The sequence below is a fragment of the Streptomyces griseoloalbus genome, from assembly GCA_014650015.1.
In the GTDB taxonomy this organism is placed as follows: Bacteria; Actinomycetota; Actinomycetes; order Streptomycetales; family Streptomycetaceae; genus Streptomyces; species Streptomyces griseoloalbus.
Window position 1 is genome coordinate 68441 of record BMUD01000005.1, and the last position, 19015, is coordinate 87455.

The 19015-nt window shown below is 70.2% G+C and carries 20 protein-coding genes; 18 read left to right on the plus strand and 2 right to left on the minus strand.

All coding sequences use genetic code 11. The features are described 5' to 3' along the window. Nucleotide 1: 1 nt before the first annotated feature. The 10 genes from IE178_RS09290 (at nucleotide 2) to IE178_RS09335 (ending at nucleotide 8359) form a co-directional block, all read left to right on the plus strand. Nucleotides 2-394, plus strand: a complete 393-nt coding sequence (locus IE178_RS09290; protein ID WP_193511916.1) for a TadE/TadG family type IV pilus assembly protein — start codon at nucleotides 2-4, stop codon at nucleotides 392-394. 14 nt (nucleotides 395-408) lie between these two features. Beyond that, nucleotides 409-1746: a TadA family conjugal transfer-associated ATPase gene (locus IE178_RS09295; protein ID WP_193511917.1), complete on the plus strand. Its 1338-nt coding sequence runs from the start codon at nucleotides 409-411 to the stop codon at nucleotides 1744-1746. Between the two features lie 11 nt (nucleotides 1747-1757). Next, the gene (locus IE178_RS09300; RefSeq protein ID WP_184761239.1) at nucleotides 1758-2702 is read left to right on the plus strand and encodes a type II secretion system F family protein; all 945 of its coding nucleotides are present in this window, start codon (nucleotides 1758-1760) and stop codon (nucleotides 2700-2702) included. Nucleotides 2703-2724: 22 nt separating this feature from the next. Then, nucleotides 2725-3612, plus strand: coding sequence for a DUF5936 domain-containing protein (locus IE178_RS09305; protein ID WP_184761240.1), 888 nt, complete (start codon nucleotides 2725-2727; stop codon nucleotides 3610-3612). A gap of 17 nt (nucleotides 3613-3629) precedes the next feature. Beyond that, the gene (locus tag IE178_RS09310) at nucleotides 3630-5222 is read left to right on the plus strand and encodes a sensor histidine kinase (protein ID WP_193511918.1); all 1593 of its coding nucleotides are present in this window, start codon (nucleotides 3630-3632) and stop codon (nucleotides 5220-5222) included. Nucleotides 5223-5266: 44 nt separating this feature from the next. Continuing rightward, nucleotides 5267-6100 (plus strand): response regulator transcription factor, encoded by an 834-nt coding sequence (locus IE178_RS09315; RefSeq protein ID WP_318279934.1) that lies wholly within the window; start codon nucleotides 5267-5269, stop codon nucleotides 6098-6100. A 160-nt stretch (nucleotides 6101-6260) separates the two neighbouring features. Further along, nucleotides 6261-6494, plus strand: coding sequence for a hypothetical protein (locus IE178_RS09320; RefSeq protein ID WP_193511920.1), 234 nt, complete (start codon nucleotides 6261-6263; stop codon nucleotides 6492-6494). Then, the gene (locus IE178_RS09325; RefSeq protein WP_193511921.1) at nucleotides 6491-7093 is read left to right on the plus strand and encodes a pilus assembly protein TadG-related protein; all 603 of its coding nucleotides are present in this window, start codon (nucleotides 6491-6493) and stop codon (nucleotides 7091-7093) included. The genes IE178_RS09320 and IE178_RS09325 overlap by 4 nt, the downstream gene beginning before the upstream one ends. Before the next feature lie 34 nt (nucleotides 7094-7127). Further along, entirely contained in the window at nucleotides 7128-7703 is a 576-nt protein-coding gene (locus IE178_RS09330; protein WP_193511922.1) for a hypothetical protein, read from the plus strand. 8 nt (nucleotides 7704-7711) lie between these two features. Next, the gene (locus IE178_RS09335; RefSeq protein ID WP_193511923.1) at nucleotides 7712-8359 is read left to right on the plus strand and encodes an OmpA family protein; all 648 of its coding nucleotides are present in this window, start codon (nucleotides 7712-7714) and stop codon (nucleotides 8357-8359) included. 153 nt (nucleotides 8360-8512) lie between these two features. Here IE178_RS09335 and IE178_RS09340 read toward each other — a convergent pair whose 3' ends face one another. Further along, nucleotides 8513-8890 carry a DUF192 domain-containing protein gene (locus IE178_RS09340; RefSeq protein ID WP_193511924.1) on the minus strand — a complete coding sequence of 126 codons (378 nt, stop codon included), beginning with the start codon at nucleotides 8888-8890 and terminating at the stop codon, nucleotides 8513-8515. A gap of 72 nt (nucleotides 8891-8962) precedes the next feature. After that, complete coding sequence (locus IE178_RS09345) at nucleotides 8963-10486, minus strand: discoidin domain-containing protein (RefSeq protein ID WP_193511925.1); 1524 nt, start codon at nucleotides 10484-10486, stop codon at nucleotides 8963-8965. Nucleotides 10487-10791: 305 nt separating this feature from the next. On the opposite strand from IE178_RS09345, the gene IE178_RS09350 reads away from it, so the two are divergent. The 8 genes from IE178_RS09350 to phoH2 all read left to right on the plus strand — a co-directional run bounded on the left by IE178_RS09350 (nucleotide 10792) and on the right by phoH2 (nucleotide 18590). Further along, complete coding sequence (locus IE178_RS09350; protein WP_184761248.1) at nucleotides 10792-11004, plus strand: DUF4287 domain-containing protein; 213 nt, start codon at nucleotides 10792-10794, stop codon at nucleotides 11002-11004. A 149-nt stretch (nucleotides 11005-11153) separates the two neighbouring features. Next, nucleotides 11154-11813, plus strand: coding sequence for a hypothetical protein (locus IE178_RS09355; protein ID WP_193511926.1), 660 nt, complete (start codon nucleotides 11154-11156; stop codon nucleotides 11811-11813). Continuing rightward, on the plus strand, nucleotides 11801-12829 hold the full coding sequence (locus IE178_RS09360; RefSeq protein ID WP_438874362.1) for a hypothetical protein: 1029 nt from the start codon (nucleotides 11801-11803) through the stop codon (nucleotides 12827-12829). Before IE178_RS09355 ends, IE178_RS09360 begins: the two co-directional genes overlap by 13 nt. Before the next feature lie 177 nt (nucleotides 12830-13006). Next, on the plus strand, nucleotides 13007-13882 hold the full coding sequence (locus IE178_RS09365; RefSeq protein WP_184761251.1) for an LLM class flavin-dependent oxidoreductase: 876 nt from the start codon (nucleotides 13007-13009) through the stop codon (nucleotides 13880-13882). Between the two features lie 64 nt (nucleotides 13883-13946). After that, nucleotides 13947-14753 (plus strand): methyltransferase domain-containing protein, encoded by an 807-nt coding sequence (locus IE178_RS09370; RefSeq protein WP_193511927.1) that lies wholly within the window; start codon nucleotides 13947-13949, stop codon nucleotides 14751-14753. Nucleotides 14754-15156: 403 nt separating this feature from the next. After that, on the plus strand, nucleotides 15157-15819 hold the full coding sequence (locus tag IE178_RS09375; protein ID WP_193511928.1) for a hypothetical protein: 663 nt from the start codon (nucleotides 15157-15159) through the stop codon (nucleotides 15817-15819). 333 nt (nucleotides 15820-16152) lie between these two features. Further along, nucleotides 16153-16926: an isoprenyl transferase gene (locus tag IE178_RS09380; RefSeq protein WP_184761253.1), complete on the plus strand. Its 774-nt coding sequence runs from the start codon at nucleotides 16153-16155 to the stop codon at nucleotides 16924-16926. A gap of 338 nt (nucleotides 16927-17264) precedes the next feature. Next, complete coding sequence (phoH2, locus tag IE178_RS09385; protein ID WP_184761254.1) at nucleotides 17265-18590, plus strand: RNA 5'-3' helicase PhoH2; 1326 nt, start codon at nucleotides 17265-17267, stop codon at nucleotides 18588-18590. The last annotated feature ends 425 nt before the right edge of the window (nucleotides 18591-19015 follow it).

Sequence of the window (19015 nt, forward strand, 5' to 3'; positions counted from 1 at the left end):
CATGCCGTACCGCCGTAGCAGCCGCACGAGCGACATCAGTGGCCCAGGGCGCACACGCCGCGACCGCGGCCAGGTCGCCATCGAATACCTCGGCTTCCTCCCGATCCTGCTCCTGGTCGCCATGGCCGCCGTACAGCTCGGCCTGATCGCCTACACCGCCCAGCAGGCCGGCACCGCGGCCCGCGCGGGAGCGCGCAGCGCGTCGCTCGACCAGGCCTACGGCTACGCCTGCACCGCCGCCGTCAGCGACTGGCTCGCCGACGGCGCCTCCTGCGAGGGCTATCCCGGCGGTGACGAGATCACCGTCACCGCCACGGTCGAGATCCCCTCGATCGTGCCGGGCTGGGACTTCGACCCGGCCCGCAAGACCGCCACGATGCCGCTAGACCACTGAGGAGCAAGCGACTCATGAGCCTGCGGGCACGCATCAACTCCCCCGAGGAGACGGCCGGACGGGGCGAGGACGGCCACATGGTCGCCTCCTACCGCGCCAAACTCCTGGAGGAGATCGACCTCGCGGAGATGAGTTCGCTGGCCGCGGCCGAACGCCGGGCCCGGCTGGAACGGGTCCTCGGCCACATCATCAGCCGCGAAGGCCCGGTCCTCTCCACGGTCGAACGCTCCCAGCTGATCCGCAGGGTCGTCGACGAGGCCCTGGGCCTGGGCATCCTGGAGCCGCTGCTGGAGGACGCGTCGATCACCGAGATCATGGTGAACGGCCCCGACGCGATCTTCGTCGAGCGCGCCGGCCGGGTCGAGCAGCTCCCCCTGCGCTTCGCGTCCAACGACCAGCTCATGCAGACGATCGAACGCATCGTCTCCACCGTCAACCGCCGCGTCGACGAATCGAACCCCATGGTCGACGCCCGCCTCCCCTCCGGCGAGCGCGTCAACGTCATCATCCCGCCGCTGTCCCTGACCGGCGCCACCCTCACCATCCGCCGCTTCCCGCGCTCCTTCACCCTCCAGGAACTCATCGGCCTCGGCTCGCTCGACGAGCACATGCTCTACCTGCTGGCCGGCCTGGTGCAGGCCCGCTTCAACATCATCGTCTCGGGCGCGACCGGCACCGGGAAGACCACCCTCCTCAACGCCCTCTCCGGCCTGATCCCCGAGGGCGAACGCATCATCACCATCGAGGACTCCGCCGAACTCCAGCTCCAGCAGCCGCACGTCATCCGCCTGGAGTCCCGCCCGCCGAACGTCGAGGGCAAGGGCCGGATCACCATCCGCGACCTCGTCCGCAACTCGCTGCGCATGCGCCCCGACCGCATCGTCGTCGGTGAGGTCCGCGGCGGCGAATCGCTGGACATGCTCCAGGCGATGTCGACGGGCCACGACGGCTCCCTGGCCACCGTCCACGCCAACAGCGCCGAGGACGCCCTGATGCGACTGCAGACCCTCGCCTCCATGTCCGACGTGGAGATCCCCTTCGTGGCGCTGCACGACCAGATCAACAGCGCCGTCGACGTGATCGTCCAGCTCACCCGCTTCGCCGACGGCGCCCGCCGCATCACCGAGATCGCCCTGCTGGAGAGCCACGGCTCGGAGCCGTACCGGCTGACCACCGTCGCCCGCTTCCACGCCCGCCCGATGGCCGCCGACGGCCGCGTCCACGGCGCCTACGACCACTACCCCCTCCCGCGCCGTACCGCCGACCGCCTCTACATGGCGAGCCAGCCCATCCCCCAGGCGTTCGGCGTCGCCCAGTCCTCCGACCAGCTCGCCACCCGAGAAGCCAGGTAGGAACCGTCCCCATGGATCTGCGGAACCTGATCACGCTGACCACCGGCGTCGCACTGCTCACCTGCGTCCTCGCGGTCGTCGGTGTGCACTCCTACGCCACCGGCAGGGCACAGCGGCAGGCGCTGGTGGACCGTCTGACGGCCACCGGCCGGATCCCGGCCCCCGGCCGCCGGCGCCACTTCCTCACCCTCGACCGCCGCCTGCGCCGCACCAAGCCCGGCCGCAAGCTGGAGCTGCGCCTGCAGGCCACCGGCCTGGACATCACCCCCGGCGAGTTCTTCGCCGCCATGCTCGCCACCGTCGCCGGCCTCTGGCTCGTCGGCCAGGCCACCCTCGCCCCCTTCTTCGGCCCGATCGCCGGCCTGCTCGGCATCTGGGCGGCGCTCCAGTTCCTCAACTGGCAGCGCCAGAAACGCATCGAGCGGTTCATCAACCAACTCCCCGAACTCGCCCGCATCCTCGCCAACGCGACCCAGGCGGGGCTCGCCCTCCGTACGGCCATCGGCATGGCGGCGGAGGAACTGGAGGCCCCGGCCGGCGAGGAACTGTCCAAGGTCGCCAACCAGCTGGCGGTGGGCGCGTCGATGGACGACGCGCTCGGCGAACTCGCCGACCGCCTCCCCTCCCGCGAACTCGTCGTCCTGGTCACCACACTGGTGCTGTCCAACCGGGCCGGCGGCCAGGTGGTCGGCGCCCTGCGCAACCTGACGGAGACACTGGAGGAGCGCAAGGAGACCCGGCGGGAAGTGCGCACGCAGCTCTCCCAGGTCAGCATGACGTCGTACGCCGTCCCCGTCCTGGGCGTCGGCTCGCTGTTCCTCATGAACGGCGTGAAGGACGGCGCACTGGAACGCATGACCGGCTCACCCGCCGGCCAGTTCGCGGTGATCATCGCGTTCGGCCTGTACGCCGTCGGCTTCGTCCTCATCCGCCGCCTGTCCCGCATCGACGTCTGACCGGCGAGGAGGACCGACCGACATGGCACTTCTGCTCGCGCTGCTCATGGGCCTCGGCGTCTGGGGCGTCTTCGCCGGCATCCGCATGTACCGCGCCGAGGCGAAACTCCCCGGCGACCTGATGCTCGCCCTGGAGGTCGGCTCCACCCGCACCGGCGCGGTCGACTCCCTCATCGACCGCATGGGCATGCGCTACGCGCCCGCCGTGCTGCGCCTCATGGGCCCCAAGCAGGTCGCCAAGTACCGCCGCAAGATCGACCTGGCGGGCAACCCCGGCGGCCTCACCCTCGACCGCTACGCCGCCCGCCGCGCCGTCTACGGCGCCCTCGGCGGCATCGGCTTCCTGGTCTTCCTCATGCGCGGCCAGCTCTTCGTGGCCCTGCTGCTGCTCGCCTTCGGCGCGTTCTGGACGGAGGTCGGCATCTGGTCGGCGATCCGCGTCCGCAAGGACGTCATCGAACGCACCCTGCCCGACTTCCTGGACGTCCTGGCGGTCGTGGTCAGCGCGGGCCTCGGCTTCCGCCAGGCCCTGGACCGGGTGGCGTCGAAGTACGAGGGCCCGTGGGCCGACGAACTCAGCATCACCCTGCGCCAGATGGACCTGGGCATGAGCCGCCGCCAGGCCTTCGCGGAGCTGCGCCGCCGCAACGACTCGGAACAGGTCACCATGTTCGTCACGGCGTTGCAGCAGGGCGAGGAACTGGGCGCGCCGATCGTCGACACGCTGGTGTCCCTGGCCAGGGACATGCGCCGCACGGACGCCCAGAACGCCCGCCGCAAGGCCGCCCGCGCGGTCCCCAAGGCCACCATGATGATCACCACGTTCATGGTCCCGGCCACGCTCATCCTCCTCGGCGCCGGCCTGATCCTCGGTTCCGGCATCGACTTCGGCGCGGTCACGGGAGAGTAGGACGGGGGCGGGATGCGATGACGACGACCGGGGAACGCACGGGACGCCGTACGAGGCTGCTCCGCCGCCCCGCGAAGCCCGCGGTGATCACCACTCCACCGGCGGGCACGGTCCTCCCGGAGTACGCGAGGACGGGCGCCCCGGACGTCCCGGTCACGACGGCGACCCCGGCACTGCCCCCGGGCTGGGAACCGGCGGAGCCGGGCGAGGAGGGCTGGGGCGGACTGCCGCAGGGAGCGAAGGCCGCCGACGGCGGTGACCCACGGCAGGGACCACCCGCACCCGACGAAACACCCCCGGGTGACGCGGATGGGAACCCCTCCGCGGCCGAAGGCCGGACGCACTCCCCGCGACCCGCACAGGGACCCGACGTCCAGATCCAGATCAACGCCCTGCAAGCCCTGTGCCGCCAGGCCTTCGGCTTCAGACTGGCGATGATCGCCGTCGCCGCCCCCGCCGCCCTCCTCAACGCGGGCCCGGGCTGGGGCACCCGCCTCGTCGGCATCGCGGTCGTCGTCACCTTCATGGCGTCCTACGTCCTCTTCCGCGACTGGGAACGCTTCGGCCCCCTCCTCCTGCGCCACCCCACACTCCTCGCCGTGGACACCCTCTTCGGCGCCCTGCTCCTGATCTCGGCGGGCCCGGACACCACCCTCGCCTACGTCAGCGTCTGCACACCCCTCCTGGCGGGCCTGGTCTACGGCTGGCGCGGAGCGGCCGTCTTCGCCTCCCTCCAGGGCCTGATCCTCCTCCTGGTCCACGCGGCGCTGGACAACCCCCACGCGGACCCGGCGGAGACGCTGCTCCTGCCCGGCCTCTGTGTGATCGCGGGCGCCGTCGGCTCCAGTCTGCGCAACCTGATGTTCCGCCTCGGCACGGCCACCCACGCCCTGACGGCGATCCAGGCCCGCCTGGCCGTCACGGAGGCGGTCGGCGCCGAACGAGCCCGACTGGCCAGGGACATGCACGACTCGGTGGCGAAAACCCTGCACGGGGTCGCCCTGGCGGCCGACGGACTGGCGAGCACGGCCGGCTCCGACCGCCTGGACCCGACCCTGGTGAGGCAGCAGGCGGAACTCGTCGCCCGTTCGGCCCGCCGAGCCGCGGCGGAGTCCCGCGAACTCCTGGCCGACCTGCGCCGCGAGTCGGACCCGGACCAGGGCACGGACGTACTCGTCGAACTGGCGGCGCGCACCCGCGACTTCAGCACCCGCACCGGCCTGCCGGCGACGTACGGCCCGACGGGCGAGGACACGGTCCCACCGGTGCCACCGGCGGTGGCCCGCCAACTCCTCACCATCGCCTCGGAAGCCATGGAGAACGCCCACCGCCACGCGGCACCGACCCGGGTGGAGGTCAGCGCCGGCGTCCACGGCGACCTGCTCCGCCTGAGCGTCCACGACGACGGCCGCGGCCTCCCGCCCGGCACCAGCCTGGAACAACTGCGCAGGGCCGGCCACTTCGGCCTGGTCGGCATGGTCGAGCGGGCGGCCTCGGTCGGCGCCCGCATCCGCATAGGCCGCGGCACCCACGCAGGCGGCACGGAGGTCCTCCTGGAACTCCCGCTGGCGGCCTTGACGACACCGCCCCGAACGGAGCCGACCATATGACCACGCCGTCCCCGTCCCCCCACCCCCGGAGAGGAGGCAGCCCCATGCAGCCGCCGCCGAGCCCCTTTCGAAACGTCCCCCCGCCCCCCTCGCTCCGGGTGGTGGTCGCCGACGACAACCCCGTGGTCCGCGCCGGCCTGACGGCCCTCCTCTCCGGCCGCGAGGACATCGAGGTGGTGGCGGAGGCGGCCGACGGCGCAGAAGCGTACGAGGCGGCCCACGCTCACCGCCCCGACGTCGTCCTCCTCGACGTCCGCATGCCGGGCGTCGACGGCATTTCGGCGCTGCCGTACCTGGTCGGCATCGCCCCTGTCGTGATGCTGACGTACAGCAGGGAGTCGGAGATCGTCCAGGAGGCGCTGCGCAGGGGAGCGGGCGGTTACCTGGTCCACGGCGAGTTCACGGCGGACCAGTTGGTGTCGGCGGTCAGGGACATCAAGGAAGGCAGGGCCCACTTCACCTCGACGGCGGCAGGTGCGTTGCTGGCGCAACTTCGCCAAGGGCAGGGAACGGAGCGGGAGCTACCGGACGGCTTGGGTGCGGCGCACACAACTCGCCGCCTCCAGAACGGAATCGGCCTCTCCCACTTCTCACCCCCACCTACTTTCGTGGAAAACCTTTCGCAACTGCAACCGGCTGTGGCACAGTCTTCTCCCGACAGGTCGAGGTTCCGGCTGAGCGCGAGGGAGGCGGAGATCATGGACCTCATCGCGTCCGGCATGAACAACCAGCAGATCGCCGCCACGTGCTTCATCAGCGAGAAGACGGTCAAGAACCACATCAACCGCATCTTCGCCAAGCTCCACAGCACCAGCCGCTCCGAAGCCGCGGCGAAGTGGCTCGGGACGGCACCGGGTTCGAGCCGAGGAGTGGGGTGAGCTGCGGTGACGTCTGGGGGGACGAACCGGTGGGCCTGTGAGTGGGCCCGGAATTGGGCCCTGGGGCCCTCTGCCGGACGAGGCACCCGGCCGTACGGTGCGGAGGTCGAAAGCGGCCCCACGAAGAGGGCCGCCACCGCGTCAGCCGGAGGGGAACACCATGAGCGACCTGATGCTGAAGACCGCCGTCGCGACCAAGGTCCGGGTCAACGGCTGGAAGAACACGACGGTCGAGGCCATGCAGCGCCGCAACGCCGACAAGGGGCAGACCGCGGTCGAGTACCTGGGCATCATCGCGGTGGTCGTGCTGATCGTGCTCGCGATTACGGGCACCAGTATCGGGCAGACCATCCTCGGCAAGATCAACGCTCAGATCGCCAAGGTCGCTCCTTGAGGCGATTCCGCCGCTACGGCGACGCAGGGCAGGCCTTCCCCATCTACATCACGGTGGTGGGGGGCCTGCTCTTTCTCGCGTTCGCGTACTTTGCGGTGGGCCAGGCCGCGGCGAATCGCAACGACGCACAGACAGCAGCTGATGCGGCCGCACTCGCGGCGGCTCAGGACCGGCGGGATCAACTCGCGGGTGCATGGGTGCAGAACCTTCTCGATCCGACGAAGTGGCAGGACATTTTCGACGGCGAAGCAAATGGGCTCGGTCTCTCGTGCTGGCGGGCGGACCAACTTGCGGCGCAGAACGATGCCGACGTCCTGAGGTGTCTTCCTGACGGGTTGCTGGGTTACGCGATCGAGGTCGAGACCAACAAGTCCGTCGGGCATTCAATCGTCCCCGGCACGGAGGAGCGGAAGTCGAACGCATCCGCCGTCGCCGTGATCGAGTCACGCTGCACGTTCGAGCTACCGGCCGAGGATGCCGGAGACGAGGTGTTGCCGCTGCTCACCTGCGAGGGCAGGGAGTGGGACTTGGACCCGAAGGAGCCCGTCGAACTCCTCCCCAAGCCCGAGGATCTGTTCGACGTCCATCTGGCCGACTGACAAGCGAACGACGAGTGATGAAGGAAACAGAGAGATGAGCATTCGGATCACTGCGAAGGCCCGCAGGGGGATGGTCGCGTTGACCGCTGTGGCCGGTCTTGCTCTGGGCATGGCGGGCTGCGGCGGCGGCGATGACGACAAGCCAAAGCCTTCGTCGTCGACTTCGAAGGACAGTGGGTCCAAGCCGAGTGCTCAGGAGGGGCAGGCGGAAACGCCTCTGGCCGAACTGCGCGGTACAGACGGACTGCTCCTCCAGATCACCTCTGCTGAGCGTGATGCCGGCGGGTTCATCACTGTGAACGGCACGGTGAAGAACGATGGTGCCGAGTCGGTGGTCATTCCGCCTCAGACAAGCGGTGACGAGACCGAGGTCATCAAGCACGGTCCGTCACTCGGTGGAGCCACCCTCGTGGATGCGAAGGGGAAGAAGCGCTACTACGTGCTGCGTGACACGGATGGCCGGCCGCTGACCACAACCGGACTGGGGAACCTCGAAGCGGGGCAGACCCTGCCGGTCTTCATGCAGTTTCCTGCGCCGCCGGCGAGCACGGTGGAGATTGACCTCCAAGTACCGACGTTCTCGAGCGGCACGATCAAAATCTCTGGATGAGGCCGGCCATGACTCGTACTCCAACCCGATCGGCGCCCCCGCGCCTCGCCCTGGTCCTCTCCGCCGCCACGGTCATGGTCACCACGCACATCTACGGCGCAGTGGTCGCGCACGCGGACGACGGCCCCAGCGTTCCTCCCGGAACCGAGGCGTCCGCATCGGCCCCCGTCGAGGTCGACCCCAATGATCCCGACCTCAAGCTCCCCGAGGGCGCGACCCTCACTGAACCCAAGGTCCTGGACATCAAAACCGTCGTAGAAGACCAAAGCGGAGACGAACGCCGCGAGGACACCAACTCCGACGTGAAGTTCGCCCTCCAGGCCGAGGTGCTGTTCGGCAAGGACAGTGCCAAGCTCGGTGCCGAGGCGAAGGCCCGTATCGCCACGATCGCGCAGGAGATCAAGACGCAGAACGCGACGAAGATCCGCGTCTTCGGCTTCACCGACGACCTCGGCACGTCCGCCCACGGCGACGTCCTGTCCCGCCGGCGCGCGAACGCCGTACAGAGCGTCCTGGGCCAGGAACTGAACGACTCCAACGTCACCTACGAGGTCCGCGGCTACGGCGAGCAGTACCCGATCGCCGACAACTCCACGGAAGCCGGCCGCAAGAAGAACCGCCGGGTCGAGATCACCTTCCCCCGCACGGAGGGCTGAGCCCGACCGGAGCAGGTGATCGGCCTTGCCCGCCCCGATCTCCAGGATGACGGCGCGCAGGGCCCCCTGCTGTCGGTGAGCGGGGCGTCTTCCTGCCCGGCGAGGCGAGGGCGATGGCGGCGGACGTGGCCCCAGAGCCGTGGCGGCGGCCCGTCACTGCCCCTCCCGAACCACTGCCACCCGCGTCCCGACCCGCAACCCCCACCCCTCCATCGCCCCGGCCTCCGCCTCGATCACGTGCCGGGCCCGGAGCCGGGGCAGACCGAGCCGCCCCGGGGGCATGGTGCGGACGGCGACGACCCGGAGCCGCCGGTCGAGATAGGCGACGTCGATGGGCATGCGCATACGGAAGGTGTGGACGCTGTTGGCGGGGGAGAGCAGCAGGGCCCCGTCGAGGGAGTCCCGCCCCAGCAGTCCCTTCGTCCGGGCCCGATAGGAGGTGGCGATCTCGAGCGGAACGCGTACAGGCGTCCCCCCGCCGTCCACCGGCCGTACGGTCAGCTCCCCACGCCCGTCCCGCCAGCGGGTCATCCCCGACCGCCCCCTCCGCACGTACGGCCGACCGACCGTCACACCGAACGTATCCGCAATAACCGCTGGACGTCAGTGCCTGCGCAGCCGCTCGGCCAGGGCGGCCAGCGTCTGGGCGGTCTCGGCCAGGCTGGAGGCGGCGGCCGACAGTTCCGAGGCGACGCGGGGATCGGCGGGACGGACGGCGGAGGCGACGGCGACCGGCGTGCCGCGGTAGCCGATGGGGCCTTCGTTGTGGCGCTGGTAGTACCCGGTGAACGCCTGCCCGGCGGACGCCTCGGCGAAGCGGACCTGGGCGAGCTGGGTCTCGCCCGCACCGGCGTTGCGGGTGATGTCGAGACGGTAGTGGCGGTAGGCCCGGGGGCGGGAGCGGAGGTGGAACTCCCGCGACTCGAAACGCCCGTTGAACGACTCGCCGCTGCGCGTGTCCAGCGGCGTCCAGGCGTGGCCGTCGTGGGAGCCGTGCAGGGTCCAGTCCCGGGGGTCGCGGTCGGGGGCGTCGTTCGCCGACATCAGGGTGTACGAGGTGACGGCGGTGGGGCGGGCGAGGGAGAAGTCGAGCCGGGCGGACTCCTCGAACGCCAGCCACTTGCTGCGCCGGTCGTCGAGGAGGTTGTCGGCGCCCTCGCCCCCGTCGTCGAACTCGTCGCTCGCCTCGACACCGGTCACCTCGACCTCGGTGGAGGGGACGTGCAGCACGACCACGCCGGAGTTGCCCCGCTGATCGCGCCAGGTCACCCGCTCGACGGGCGCTCCGCCGTCGTCGACCAGCAACCGCAGCTCGTGGGAGGTGTGCCAGCCGCCACCCCAGCCCTCCTCCGTGTCGAAGCGGTGCAGGACGGACGCCGAGAGGTTCCCGGTCTCCTCCGAGTACGGCCGACGGTCGGTGAGGCGCCCCCGGTACTCGTACGCCGCACCGTCCGCCGTGCGGTAGCACCCGTGGAAGTCGGACATGCTGGACTGGAAGCTGATGGCGGCCTCGGCCCCGTCCTCGGCGCGCCAGCCGAGCTGGGCGGGCAGGGAGTGCTCGTCCCGGTCGATGTGGAAGAGCAGCTGCTGGGCCTGCTGCCAGGGGGCGGAGGGGGCGTGGGCGGGGCGGAGTTCCGTACGGTAGGTGAAGACCGAGTCGCGGGCGGCCTCGGCCATCCGCGCCCGCTCCGAGCGGCCGCGCTCCCAGACCGGGTCCAGGGTGATCCGGTAGAGCCAGAGCATGCTCTCGGCCTTCGCCGAGGACCGTATCTCCAGGGTGTTGGTGCCGGGTTTCAGCAGGTGCCCGGGGACGGCGAACACGTTGTCGTGCGGCAGGTCACCACCGCCGGGCACGGTGAGGTCCGAGACCAGCGTCTCCCCCTGGATCAGTACGTCCATGGGCGCGTACCCGACGGACGAACCGAGCTTGGAGACCAGCGCCGTGATGCTCAGCGTCGCCTGGGGGACGTCCTCCGTGTCCTCCACCTCGAAGTCCAGCATCACGGTCCCGCCCGCGCTCAACGCCAGGTGGGACCCGGCGAATCGGGCCCCGTGGTACCTGGCGTCGGCATTGGCCAGCCGGGCCGGATCGACGGAGAAGTCTGCGTAGGTGGCCTCAAAGCCCATGAATGCTCCCGGGAATGACGGAACGTCAGTAGAAGTCGCACGGCAGGGCGGCGACTGTGATCCGGACCCTAGTAGGACGGACTGACAACGCCGGCGAGCGGGAAGACGGATCTCCCGGACGCGCCTTCCGGAGGGAGAGCGCGCCGCACGCCACGATCAGCGGACGACGCCGCTCGGGCGTTGGACGGCCGAGCGGCTGCCCACGATCTGAAGTGTGACGCCAAACACATGCGACGACCGATGACGCGGTCCGCCTCCGTCGGTCATACGAGCGACAACACCGCACCGTCACCGGAAGGACCGACATGGCTGACGCCGCCAAGGGACCCGCCAGCTACTTCCCCTCCATCGAGAAGAAGTACGGGCGCCCGATTGCGGAGTGGAAGGACCTTATCCGCTCCTCGCCCCTGACCAAGCACATGGAGCTCGTCAGCTGGCTGAAGGCCGAACACGGGCTGGGTCACGGCCACGCCAACGCCCTCGTCGCGCACACGCTCGCGGAGGCCGGCGGCAAGTAGACCGCTCACCGGGGGCGGGCGACGGGGGTGTTCTGTTGCAATTGTGTACTGGTTCCCACGGGTTGGCATCAGTCACTCTGGTGTCGTCACTCATGACGCGGATAGCTTGGGTCCGCTCAAGAGAAGCCTCGCCCCACCGGGAGCCGACCGTGAACCGCCGCCCCACCCTGCTCGCAGCGCTCGCGCTGACCGCCACCGCGGCCCTGACGCTGTCCGCATGCGGAAGCGACGACGACAGTTCCGCCAAGGACAACGACAAGATCGCGGGAGCTGACACGGGCGGTGAGGAGTCGGCGTCCCCGAGTGCGTCGACCCCTGCCGCGGCCGACCGCCCGAAGATCGAGTTGCCGTCCGACGTCACCTACAAGTTCGAGTGGGACAAGACGGGAGACCAGGCGAAGGACGCCGTGCTCAGCGACGCCGAGCAGCGCATCAAGGCCGTGGACATGGCCATCGCCGAACAGGATCCGCTGCATGAGGCTTATCGCTTCTATTCCGAGGGTGTGGCCGCTGCGAGCAGCCAGAAGTACATCCAGGAATTCGTCGACCACGAGGCACGCACGACGGGGGTGACCCGTTACTACAACGAAAGCTTGACGATCAGGGATGACGGAACCGCCGCCCTCGTGTACTGCGAGGACCAGAGCAAGGCGTTCAACAAGTTCCTGAAGAGCGGCAAGACCGATGTCACACCGGTCACGAAGAACGCCTATGTCATCTACGCCGGCACCCTGCGCAAGAACGAGAGCGGCGTGTGGGTCACCGAGCGCCTGACTTCTCAGAGGGGGAGCGCCAAGTGCCAGCCGTGATCCGAGGCAGACGCCTGCTGCTTCCCTTGGGGATCGTCACCCTCATCCTTGCCGCTGCGACGCCCGCACACGCGGAGAAGGGGTTCGGCGGCACCGACGGCGAGACAGAACAGAACGCCGATGTCGGCGACGACGGAACCGTCTCGGTAACCGTCGGCGGCATCGTCTTCGACCGTTCGAAGAACGGCGGCGGCGGTTCCGCAGGGGCGCTGACGTCGTCCACGTCATGGACACCCCCACCCTGCTGGTACGCCCCCAAGTACACCCCCGAGCAGTTGCAGAAGTACCTGGAACCGATCTGGGAGGCCGAGTCGACGGGCTACCAGTGGGACGCCGAGCAGCGGGAGAAGTACAACGCCGACGATGAGAAGAAGGGCTTCAACAAGGACAAGTCCGGCGAAGGCTATTGGTGGGGCTCGTACGTCAACGAGAGTTACCCGCCCGGCTGGGACTCCTGCGACAAGGATTACTTCTGGGTGGACAAGGGCGACCCTCCGCCCCCCGGCATCGAGAACGCCGTCACCCCGGAGGTCCTCGCCGAACTCGCCTACGCGGAGATCCGCGTCCCGGGCACCGAGGTGACCCTGGCCCCGGCGGAGGCGACCAAGGTGAACCTGCCGACCTGGGCGTGGCTGGACGGCGCGGAGTTCAAGCCGGTCTCGGTCACCGCGTCGGTGCCGACGATCGGCATCCAGGCGACCGCCACGGCGGAGCCGGTCTCGCTGCAGATCAAGCCGGGCACCCCGGACGCGGAGACGTACCCGGCCTCGGGTGTCTGCGAAATCAACGACGGCCGGATCGGCGAGCCCTACGCGAAGGGCAAGGCGGACGAGACGCCGCCGTGCGGGGTGAAGTACCTGCGCTCCTCGGGCGACGGCTCGTTCCCGCTCCAGGCCACGGTCACCTGGGAGATCCACTGGACGGGCACCGACGGCGCGGGCGGCGACCTCCCCGACGGCGACTTCGGAGCGACCCAGGACGTCGTCGTCCAGGAGATCCAGGCCATCAACCGCTGAACGCCTCGCCGCGCACAGCGCCGTTCGACATCCTCGGCGCTGTGCGGGGCCCGGCGCGTACGTGCGTGTCAGCCGTCCACATCCAGCACCCGGGTGACACCGTCCACATTGACCGCCGGCTTCGTGCCGTCGGCATCGAAGTTACCCACCCACCCCTCCCCGGGTAGGACCCCCGTCATGACCACACTCGGCGCAGTCTTCCGCCCCCAGCTCGCCCCCGAACGTCTCCGTTCCGTCGCCCGGCTCGCGGATGAGGCAGGGCTGGACGAGCTCTGGCTGTGGGAGGACTGTTTCCGGGAGGGCGGCATCTCGACCGCCGCGGCCGCGCTGGCGTGGACCGAGCGGGTGCGGGTCGGGGTAGGACTGCTGCCCGTGCCGTTGCGCAACGTCGCCATTACTGCCATGGAGGCCGCCACCCTGCACCGTATGTTCCCCGGGCGCGCGATCCTCGGCGTCGGACACGGTGTGCAGGACTGGATGGGGCAGGTCGGAGCGCGTGCCGAGTCGCCCCTCACCCTGCTGCGGGAGCATCTCGTCGCGCTGCGTGCCCTGTTGCGCGGGGAGCGGGTCACGACCGAGGGGCGGTACGTCACGCTCGACGACGTCGCCCTCGACTGGCCGCCACCGGGCCCGGTCGAGGTGCTCGCCGGTGCCACCGGGCCCCGTACCGTGCGGCTCACCGGTGAGGCCGCCGACGGGACCATCCTCACCTGCGCCACCTCACCCGAGGGGGTACGGCGCGCACGTCGGCTCATCGACGAGGGGCGGGGCGCGGCGGGGCGTGATGACGGCCCGCACAAGGTCGTCGTCTACTTGCTCGCCGCCACGGGTCCCGGCGCCGACGAGCGGGTGCGTGCCGATCTGGTCGCCGAAGGGGTGGGCGGGGACACGGATCTCGGGGTGGCCGGGGACGCAGGTGCCGTCGCCAAGGCGGTCGAGCGGCTGGCCGAGGCCGGGGCCGACTCGGTCGTCATCCAGCCGACCGGTGACGAGCCGGACCCCGAGGGCTTCGTGCGGTTCGTGGCGGAGGAAGTGCGGCCGCTGGTGCCGTGAGCGCCCGCCCGTGCGCGGGGAAAAGGAAGCGACAGACGAGGCCGCGTTCGGGCAAGGTCGGTTCATGTCCGACCAGCAGACGCGCACGTTCGAGGAGCTTCTCGCCGAAGGCGCCTCCGTCCCCACCGAGGGATGGGACTTCTCCTGGTTCGAGGGCCGGGCCACCGAGGCCCGGCCCTCCTGGGGGTATGCCACCGCGCTGGCCGAGCGATTGGGTGGCGCCGGTGCCGTACTCGACCTGCAGACCGGGGGAGGGGAGGTTCTGGACGTCGCCCTCGGCAGAGCGCTTCGGCGCCCGCCGCTCACCGTCGCCACGGAGGGGTGGCCGCCCAACGTCCGTAAGGCCACCGCCCTGCTGCGGGCCCGCGGTGTCGCCGTCGTCGCCCTGCCCGAGGACGCGCCACTGCCCTTCGCCGACGGTGCCTTCGACCTCGTCGTCAGCCGGCATCCCGTCGTGGCTCCCTGGGCGGAGATCGCGCGGGTGCTGGAGGACGGTGGCGCCTACTTCGCCCAGCACGTCGGGCCCAGCAGTGTCTACGAACTCGTCGAGCACTTCGTCGGACCGCAGCCGGAAGCCCGGCGCAACGCGCGGCATCCGGACCGCGAACGGCGCGCGGCCGAGGCCGCCGGGCTCGAGATCGTCGATCTGCGGGCCGAGCGGCTGCGCGTGGAGTTCTACGACATCGCCGCCGTCGTCCACTTCCTGCGCAAGGTGATCTGGATGGTTCCCGACTTCACCGTCGAGGCGTACCTGCCGCAGCTGCGCGCCCTGCATGAGCGGATCGAGGCCGAGGGGGCCTTCGTGGCCCACAGCACCCGTCACCTCTTCCACGCCCGCAAGACCGGGGCAGGCCGCACCCCGCGCCCGTAAGTGCCCACACGGTCACGGGGCAGGGTCAAGCGGATGTCGTCGTCGGGGTCACCCGTCGGGGGGACGGCCGGAAGAGTGCGGTGGGGCCCGGCGTCCCGGTGTCACATCCTGCACGCCGATCCCTCCAGTGCTCTGTTTTCGCAGGATTTCGCCGGGTTTCAGCCATAAGAAGCCCCTGAATCACCGCTTCCAGGGCCATCGGGGCGTCGTCGGGCGACTTCGGAGAGTAGTTGTGGGCCGCCAATGCGCGCAGCATCACTTACGAAGGGTTATGGTGGAAACCCCCCCTCGGGCCGGTCCGTCTCCCCCCCACGGACCGGCCCGTTTTTTCTTGCCGTCCCGCCCGGCCCCGCGCCAGGCCGGCGAGTCCCGTCCCGTGACGCCCCCTGGCTAGAGTCCAGACATGTCGAACGAGCATCCGACACCGCCTCATCAGCCTCCCGCGCAGCCCCACGGTCAGCCCGGCGGGCCCAGCCGGTACGGCCCGCCGGGCGCGTACGGCCAGTACGGTCAGCCGCCCGGCCAGGCCCCCGGCCCCTACGGCGCTCAGGCCCCCGGCCCTTACGGCGCTCCACCGGCCCACCCGCCGTACCCCTCGCCCCCGGGCGCCGCGCCGTACCCCCTGTCCGGCGTTCATCCCCACGGCTGGGCAGGTGCCGTGCCCTACTACGGCCCTTCCGAGCCCCCGGCCATGCCCGGTTCCGTGCGGGCCGCCCAGATCGTGATCTTCGCGACCACCGGAGTCGCCGTGCTGCTCACCGTCCTGGTCGCAGCCGGTGCCGGTGCCTACTCCGCGGGCCGGTTCGCCGGGTCGTACCTGGCGACCGCGGTGCTGTGCGTCCTGGCGTTCCAGTACCCGAAGGCGGGCAACGGCGTGCGCGTCGCCTCCATCGTCCTGGCCTCGGTCCAGATCCTGTTCGGCCTCAGCGCGATGGGCCAGGGCGTCCTGCTCGGCGTCCTGTGGCTCGGCGCCGCCATCGCCGTCATCGTTCTGCTCGGTCAGGGTTCGGCGGGGCAGTGGTTCCGGCGGTACCGCGCACACGGCGTGCCACCGCAGCACGGCTGACGCAGCGGGCACGGCTGACACAGCGGACCCGGCCGGCACGCCGTACTCCGCCGGCACGCCGTACCCCGTCGGCACAGCGGACCCGGCTGAGACGCCGTACCCGGCTGAGACGGCCGATGGACCCGACAGGGCCGACACCACCGCGGCACAGCCGACAGAGCCGACAAACGCGCCACCCCGGACTTTGGGGACCCCCGCCCCGGCGGGGGTAGGCTTCGCCCCCGGGGACCGCCATACGGACAGGGGCCGCCCGCGGCCGAGACCGGGCCGCTTGCCGCGCGACGCGGCAGGGTGCCGCGCCTGTCCGATCCGTACGGAGGGGCTGACGATCACGTGAACCTGCGCGACAAGCTGCGGGGCCTGCTGGTCAGGCTGTACGCACGCCGGGTGGAAGGCCACCTGGACACCGCTCAGGTGCCCAAGCACATCGGCGTCATCATGGATGGCAACCGCCGCTGGGCGAAGGCCGCGGGTTCCAGCACCGTCCACGGCCACCGGGTCGGCGCGGAGAAGATCGAGGAGTTCCTCGGCTGGTGCAGCGAGACGGACGTCGAGGTCGTCACCCTCTGGCTGCTGTCGACGGACAACTTCGACCGGCCGAAGGAAGAACTCGTCCCGCTGCTCGGCATCATCGAGGACGTGGTGCGCACCCTCGCGGCCGACGGGCGCTGGCGCGTGCATCACGTCGGCACGCCCGATCTGCTGCCCTCCGGGATGCAGACCACCCTGAAGGAGGCCGAGGAGGCCACCGCGCACGTCGACGGGATAGTGGTCAACGTCGCCATCGGATACGGCGGTCGTCAGGAGATCGCCGACGCGGTGCGGTCCATGCTCGCCGACGCCCAGGAGAAGGGCACCTCGATGGAGGAGCTCGCCGAGGCCGTCGACGTCGACATGATCGGACGTCACCTCTACACCCGGGCCCAGCCCGACCCGGACCTCGTCATCCGTACCAGCGGTGAGCAGCGGCTCTCCGGATTCATGCTCTGGCAGACCGCGCATTCGGAGTACTACTTCTGCGAGGTCTTCTGGCCGGCCTTCCGCAAGGTCGACTTCCTGCGCGCGCTGCGCGACTACGCCGCCCGCCACCGGCGCTTCGGCGGCTGAACGGCCTCGTCAACCCTCCTCCCGCCCCGGTCGACACGCGCTGTTCACCGGGGCGCCGTCATATGCCGTGGCATGGCAGCGCTCGATGGAGGGAATAACCCTGGCAGGTCGACACCCGAACCACGGGTGTCGGATCTCAGCGGGCGGCTCGGGGCCGTCCGCCCGGGAGGCCCCTTGCTACAGCACGACCGTGCGGTCACGGCACGGAAGAAGCAGCGGAGGGCCGGTTCTCGGCCCGCTGCGCAGGGCGGCCGTCCACCGGTCGGAATGTTCCCACCCTCCCGGCCCAGCTTCCACTCCGTCGCTCCCCGACCTCATCCGAGGGGGTACGTCCTTCCGTGGTGACCAGCGCAAAGCGCCACAAGCCAGACCGGCGCACCTATGTTCTCGACACCAGCGTCCTGCTGGCCGACCCGAACGCCCTGAGCCGCTTCGACGAGCACGAGGTCGTGCTCCCCGTCGTCGTGGTGACGGAACTGGAGGCCAAGCGGAACCATCCCGAACTCGGGTACTTCGCCCGGCAGGCGCTGCGTCTGCTGGACGACTACCGGGTGCGGTACGGCCGTCTCGACGCCCCCATTCCGACCGGGGACCTCGGCGGAACCGTGCGGGTCGAGCTGAACCACTCGGACCCCAGCGTGCTGCCCAGTGGCTACCGCCTGGGGGACAACGACTCCCGCATCCTCGCGGTCGCCCGCAATCTGCAGGCCGAGGGGTTCGACGTCACCGTCGTGTCGAAGGACCTCCCGCTCAGGATCAAGGCGTCCTCCGTCGGCCTCCTCGCCGAGGAGTACCGCGCGGAGCTCGCCATCACGGACGCCTCCGGCTGGACCGGAATGTCCGAACTGACCCTGCCCGGCGAGCAGGTGGACATCCTCTTCGAGGAGGGGCACGTCCATGTGCCCGAAGCCGCTCATCTCCCGGTGCACACCGGACTCACCCTCCAGTCGGAGCGCGGCAAGGCGCTCGGCCGGGTCACCGCCGAGGGCACCGTCCGGCTGGTGCGCGGCGACCGGGAGGCGTTCGGCATCAAGGGCCGCAGCGCCGAGCAGCGGATCGCCCTCGACCTGCTGCTCGACCCGGACGTCGGGATCGTGTCCATGGGCGGCCGGGCCGGCACCGGCAAGTCGGCGCTGGCCCTCTGCGCGGGGCTCGAGGCGGTGCTGGAGCGCCGGCAGCACCAGAAGGTGATGGTCTTCCGCCCGCTGTACGCGGTGGGCGGGCAGGAGCTCGGCTATCTGCCCGGTACCGAGGCGGAGAAGATGAGCCCCTGGGCGCAGGCGGTGTTCGACACACTGTCGGCGGTCACCAGCCGGGAGGTCATCGAGGAGGTCACCGCGCGCGGCATGCTGGAGGTCCTGCCGCTCACCCACATCCGGGGCCGCTCACTGCACGACGCGTTCGTGATCGTGGACGAGGCGCAGTCGCTGGAACGGAACGTACTGCTGACCGTTCTGTCCCGGATCGGGGCCAATTCGCGGGTCGTTCTGACCCATGATGTCGCCCAGCGGGACAATCTGAGGGTCGGTCGGTACGACGGTGTGGTCGCCGTCGTCGAGAAACTGAAGGGGCATCCGCTCTTCGCGCATGTCACCCTGACCCGGTCCGAGAGGTCCCAGATCGCCGCCCTTGTGACCGAAATGCTCGAGGACGGGCAGATCTGACCCTCGCGTACCAAAACGGGTCGGTTACCGACTGGTTGGCGCCGTCCGGAAAGGCGAAGAGCCTAGCCGGGCGGCGTCGGCGTGTGTGCGGATTTCCGAGATTCCCTAGGGCCAAACGGGATGTGAGCTTTCACACGCAACGGGGAATTGCCTTGCACCGTCGGGTTACGGCAGAGTCTCACTCCTGTCAGGCCCCGCATACGACACACCTGTACCCCTGGGGGTACCTCCCACGCCTTCGAGGCAGTGGGGGAGGTACGTGACCACAGCAAGCCCAGCTCCAACTGCATAGCGCCGTCGTATGCCGCCCGAAGCACCACGCGGCGCTCCTCTCGCGGGAGTTGCCCACCGGGCCCGTGCCTCCCGTGACCCGCAGTTGGGGAGGCCAGTGCCAGGGGCACGATTGCGTCCGCGAGGGTCACCGA

Bases quoted from the DNA above. Each gene is read 5' to 3' on its own strand.
- IE178_RS09290 (WP_193511916.1), top strand. From the start codon at position 2: ATGCCGTACCGCCGTAGCAGCCGCACGAGCGACATCAGTGGCCCAGGG.
- IE178_RS09295 (WP_193511917.1), top strand. From the start codon at position 409: ATGAGCCTGCGGGCACGCATCAACTCCCCCGAGGAGACGGCCGGACGG.
- IE178_RS09300 (WP_184761239.1), top strand. From the start codon at position 1,758: ATGGATCTGCGGAACCTGATCACGCTGACCACCGGCGTCGCACTGCTC.
- IE178_RS09305 (WP_184761240.1), top strand. From the start codon at position 2,725: ATGGCACTTCTGCTCGCGCTGCTCATGGGCCTCGGCGTCTGGGGCGTC.
- IE178_RS09310 (WP_193511918.1), top strand. From the start codon at position 3,630: ATGACGACGACCGGGGAACGCACGGGACGCCGTACGAGGCTGCTCCGC.
- IE178_RS09315 (WP_318279934.1), top strand. From the start codon at position 5,267: ATGCAGCCGCCGCCGAGCCCCTTTCGAAACGTCCCCCCGCCCCCCTCG.
- IE178_RS09320 (WP_193511920.1), top strand. From the start codon at position 6,261: ATGAGCGACCTGATGCTGAAGACCGCCGTCGCGACCAAGGTCCGGGTC.
- IE178_RS09330 (WP_193511922.1), top strand. From the start codon at position 7,128: ATGAGCATTCGGATCACTGCGAAGGCCCGCAGGGGGATGGTCGCGTTG.
- IE178_RS09335 (WP_193511923.1), top strand. From the start codon at position 7,712: ATGACTCGTACTCCAACCCGATCGGCGCCCCCGCGCCTCGCCCTGGTC.
- IE178_RS09340 (WP_193511924.1), bottom strand. From the start codon at position 8,890: ATGACCCGCTGGCGGGACGGGCGTGGGGAGCTGACCGTACGGCCGGTG.
- IE178_RS09345 (WP_193511925.1), bottom strand. From the start codon at position 10,486: ATGGGCTTTGAGGCCACCTACGCAGACTTCTCCGTCGATCCGGCCCGG.
- IE178_RS09350 (WP_184761248.1), top strand. From the start codon at position 10,792: ATGGCTGACGCCGCCAAGGGACCCGCCAGCTACTTCCCCTCCATCGAG.
- IE178_RS09365 (WP_184761251.1), top strand. From the start codon at position 13,007: ATGACCACACTCGGCGCAGTCTTCCGCCCCCAGCTCGCCCCCGAACGT.
- IE178_RS09370 (WP_193511927.1), top strand. From the start codon at position 13,947: ATGTCCGACCAGCAGACGCGCACGTTCGAGGAGCTTCTCGCCGAAGGC.
- IE178_RS09375 (WP_193511928.1), top strand. From the start codon at position 15,157: ATGTCGAACGAGCATCCGACACCGCCTCATCAGCCTCCCGCGCAGCCC.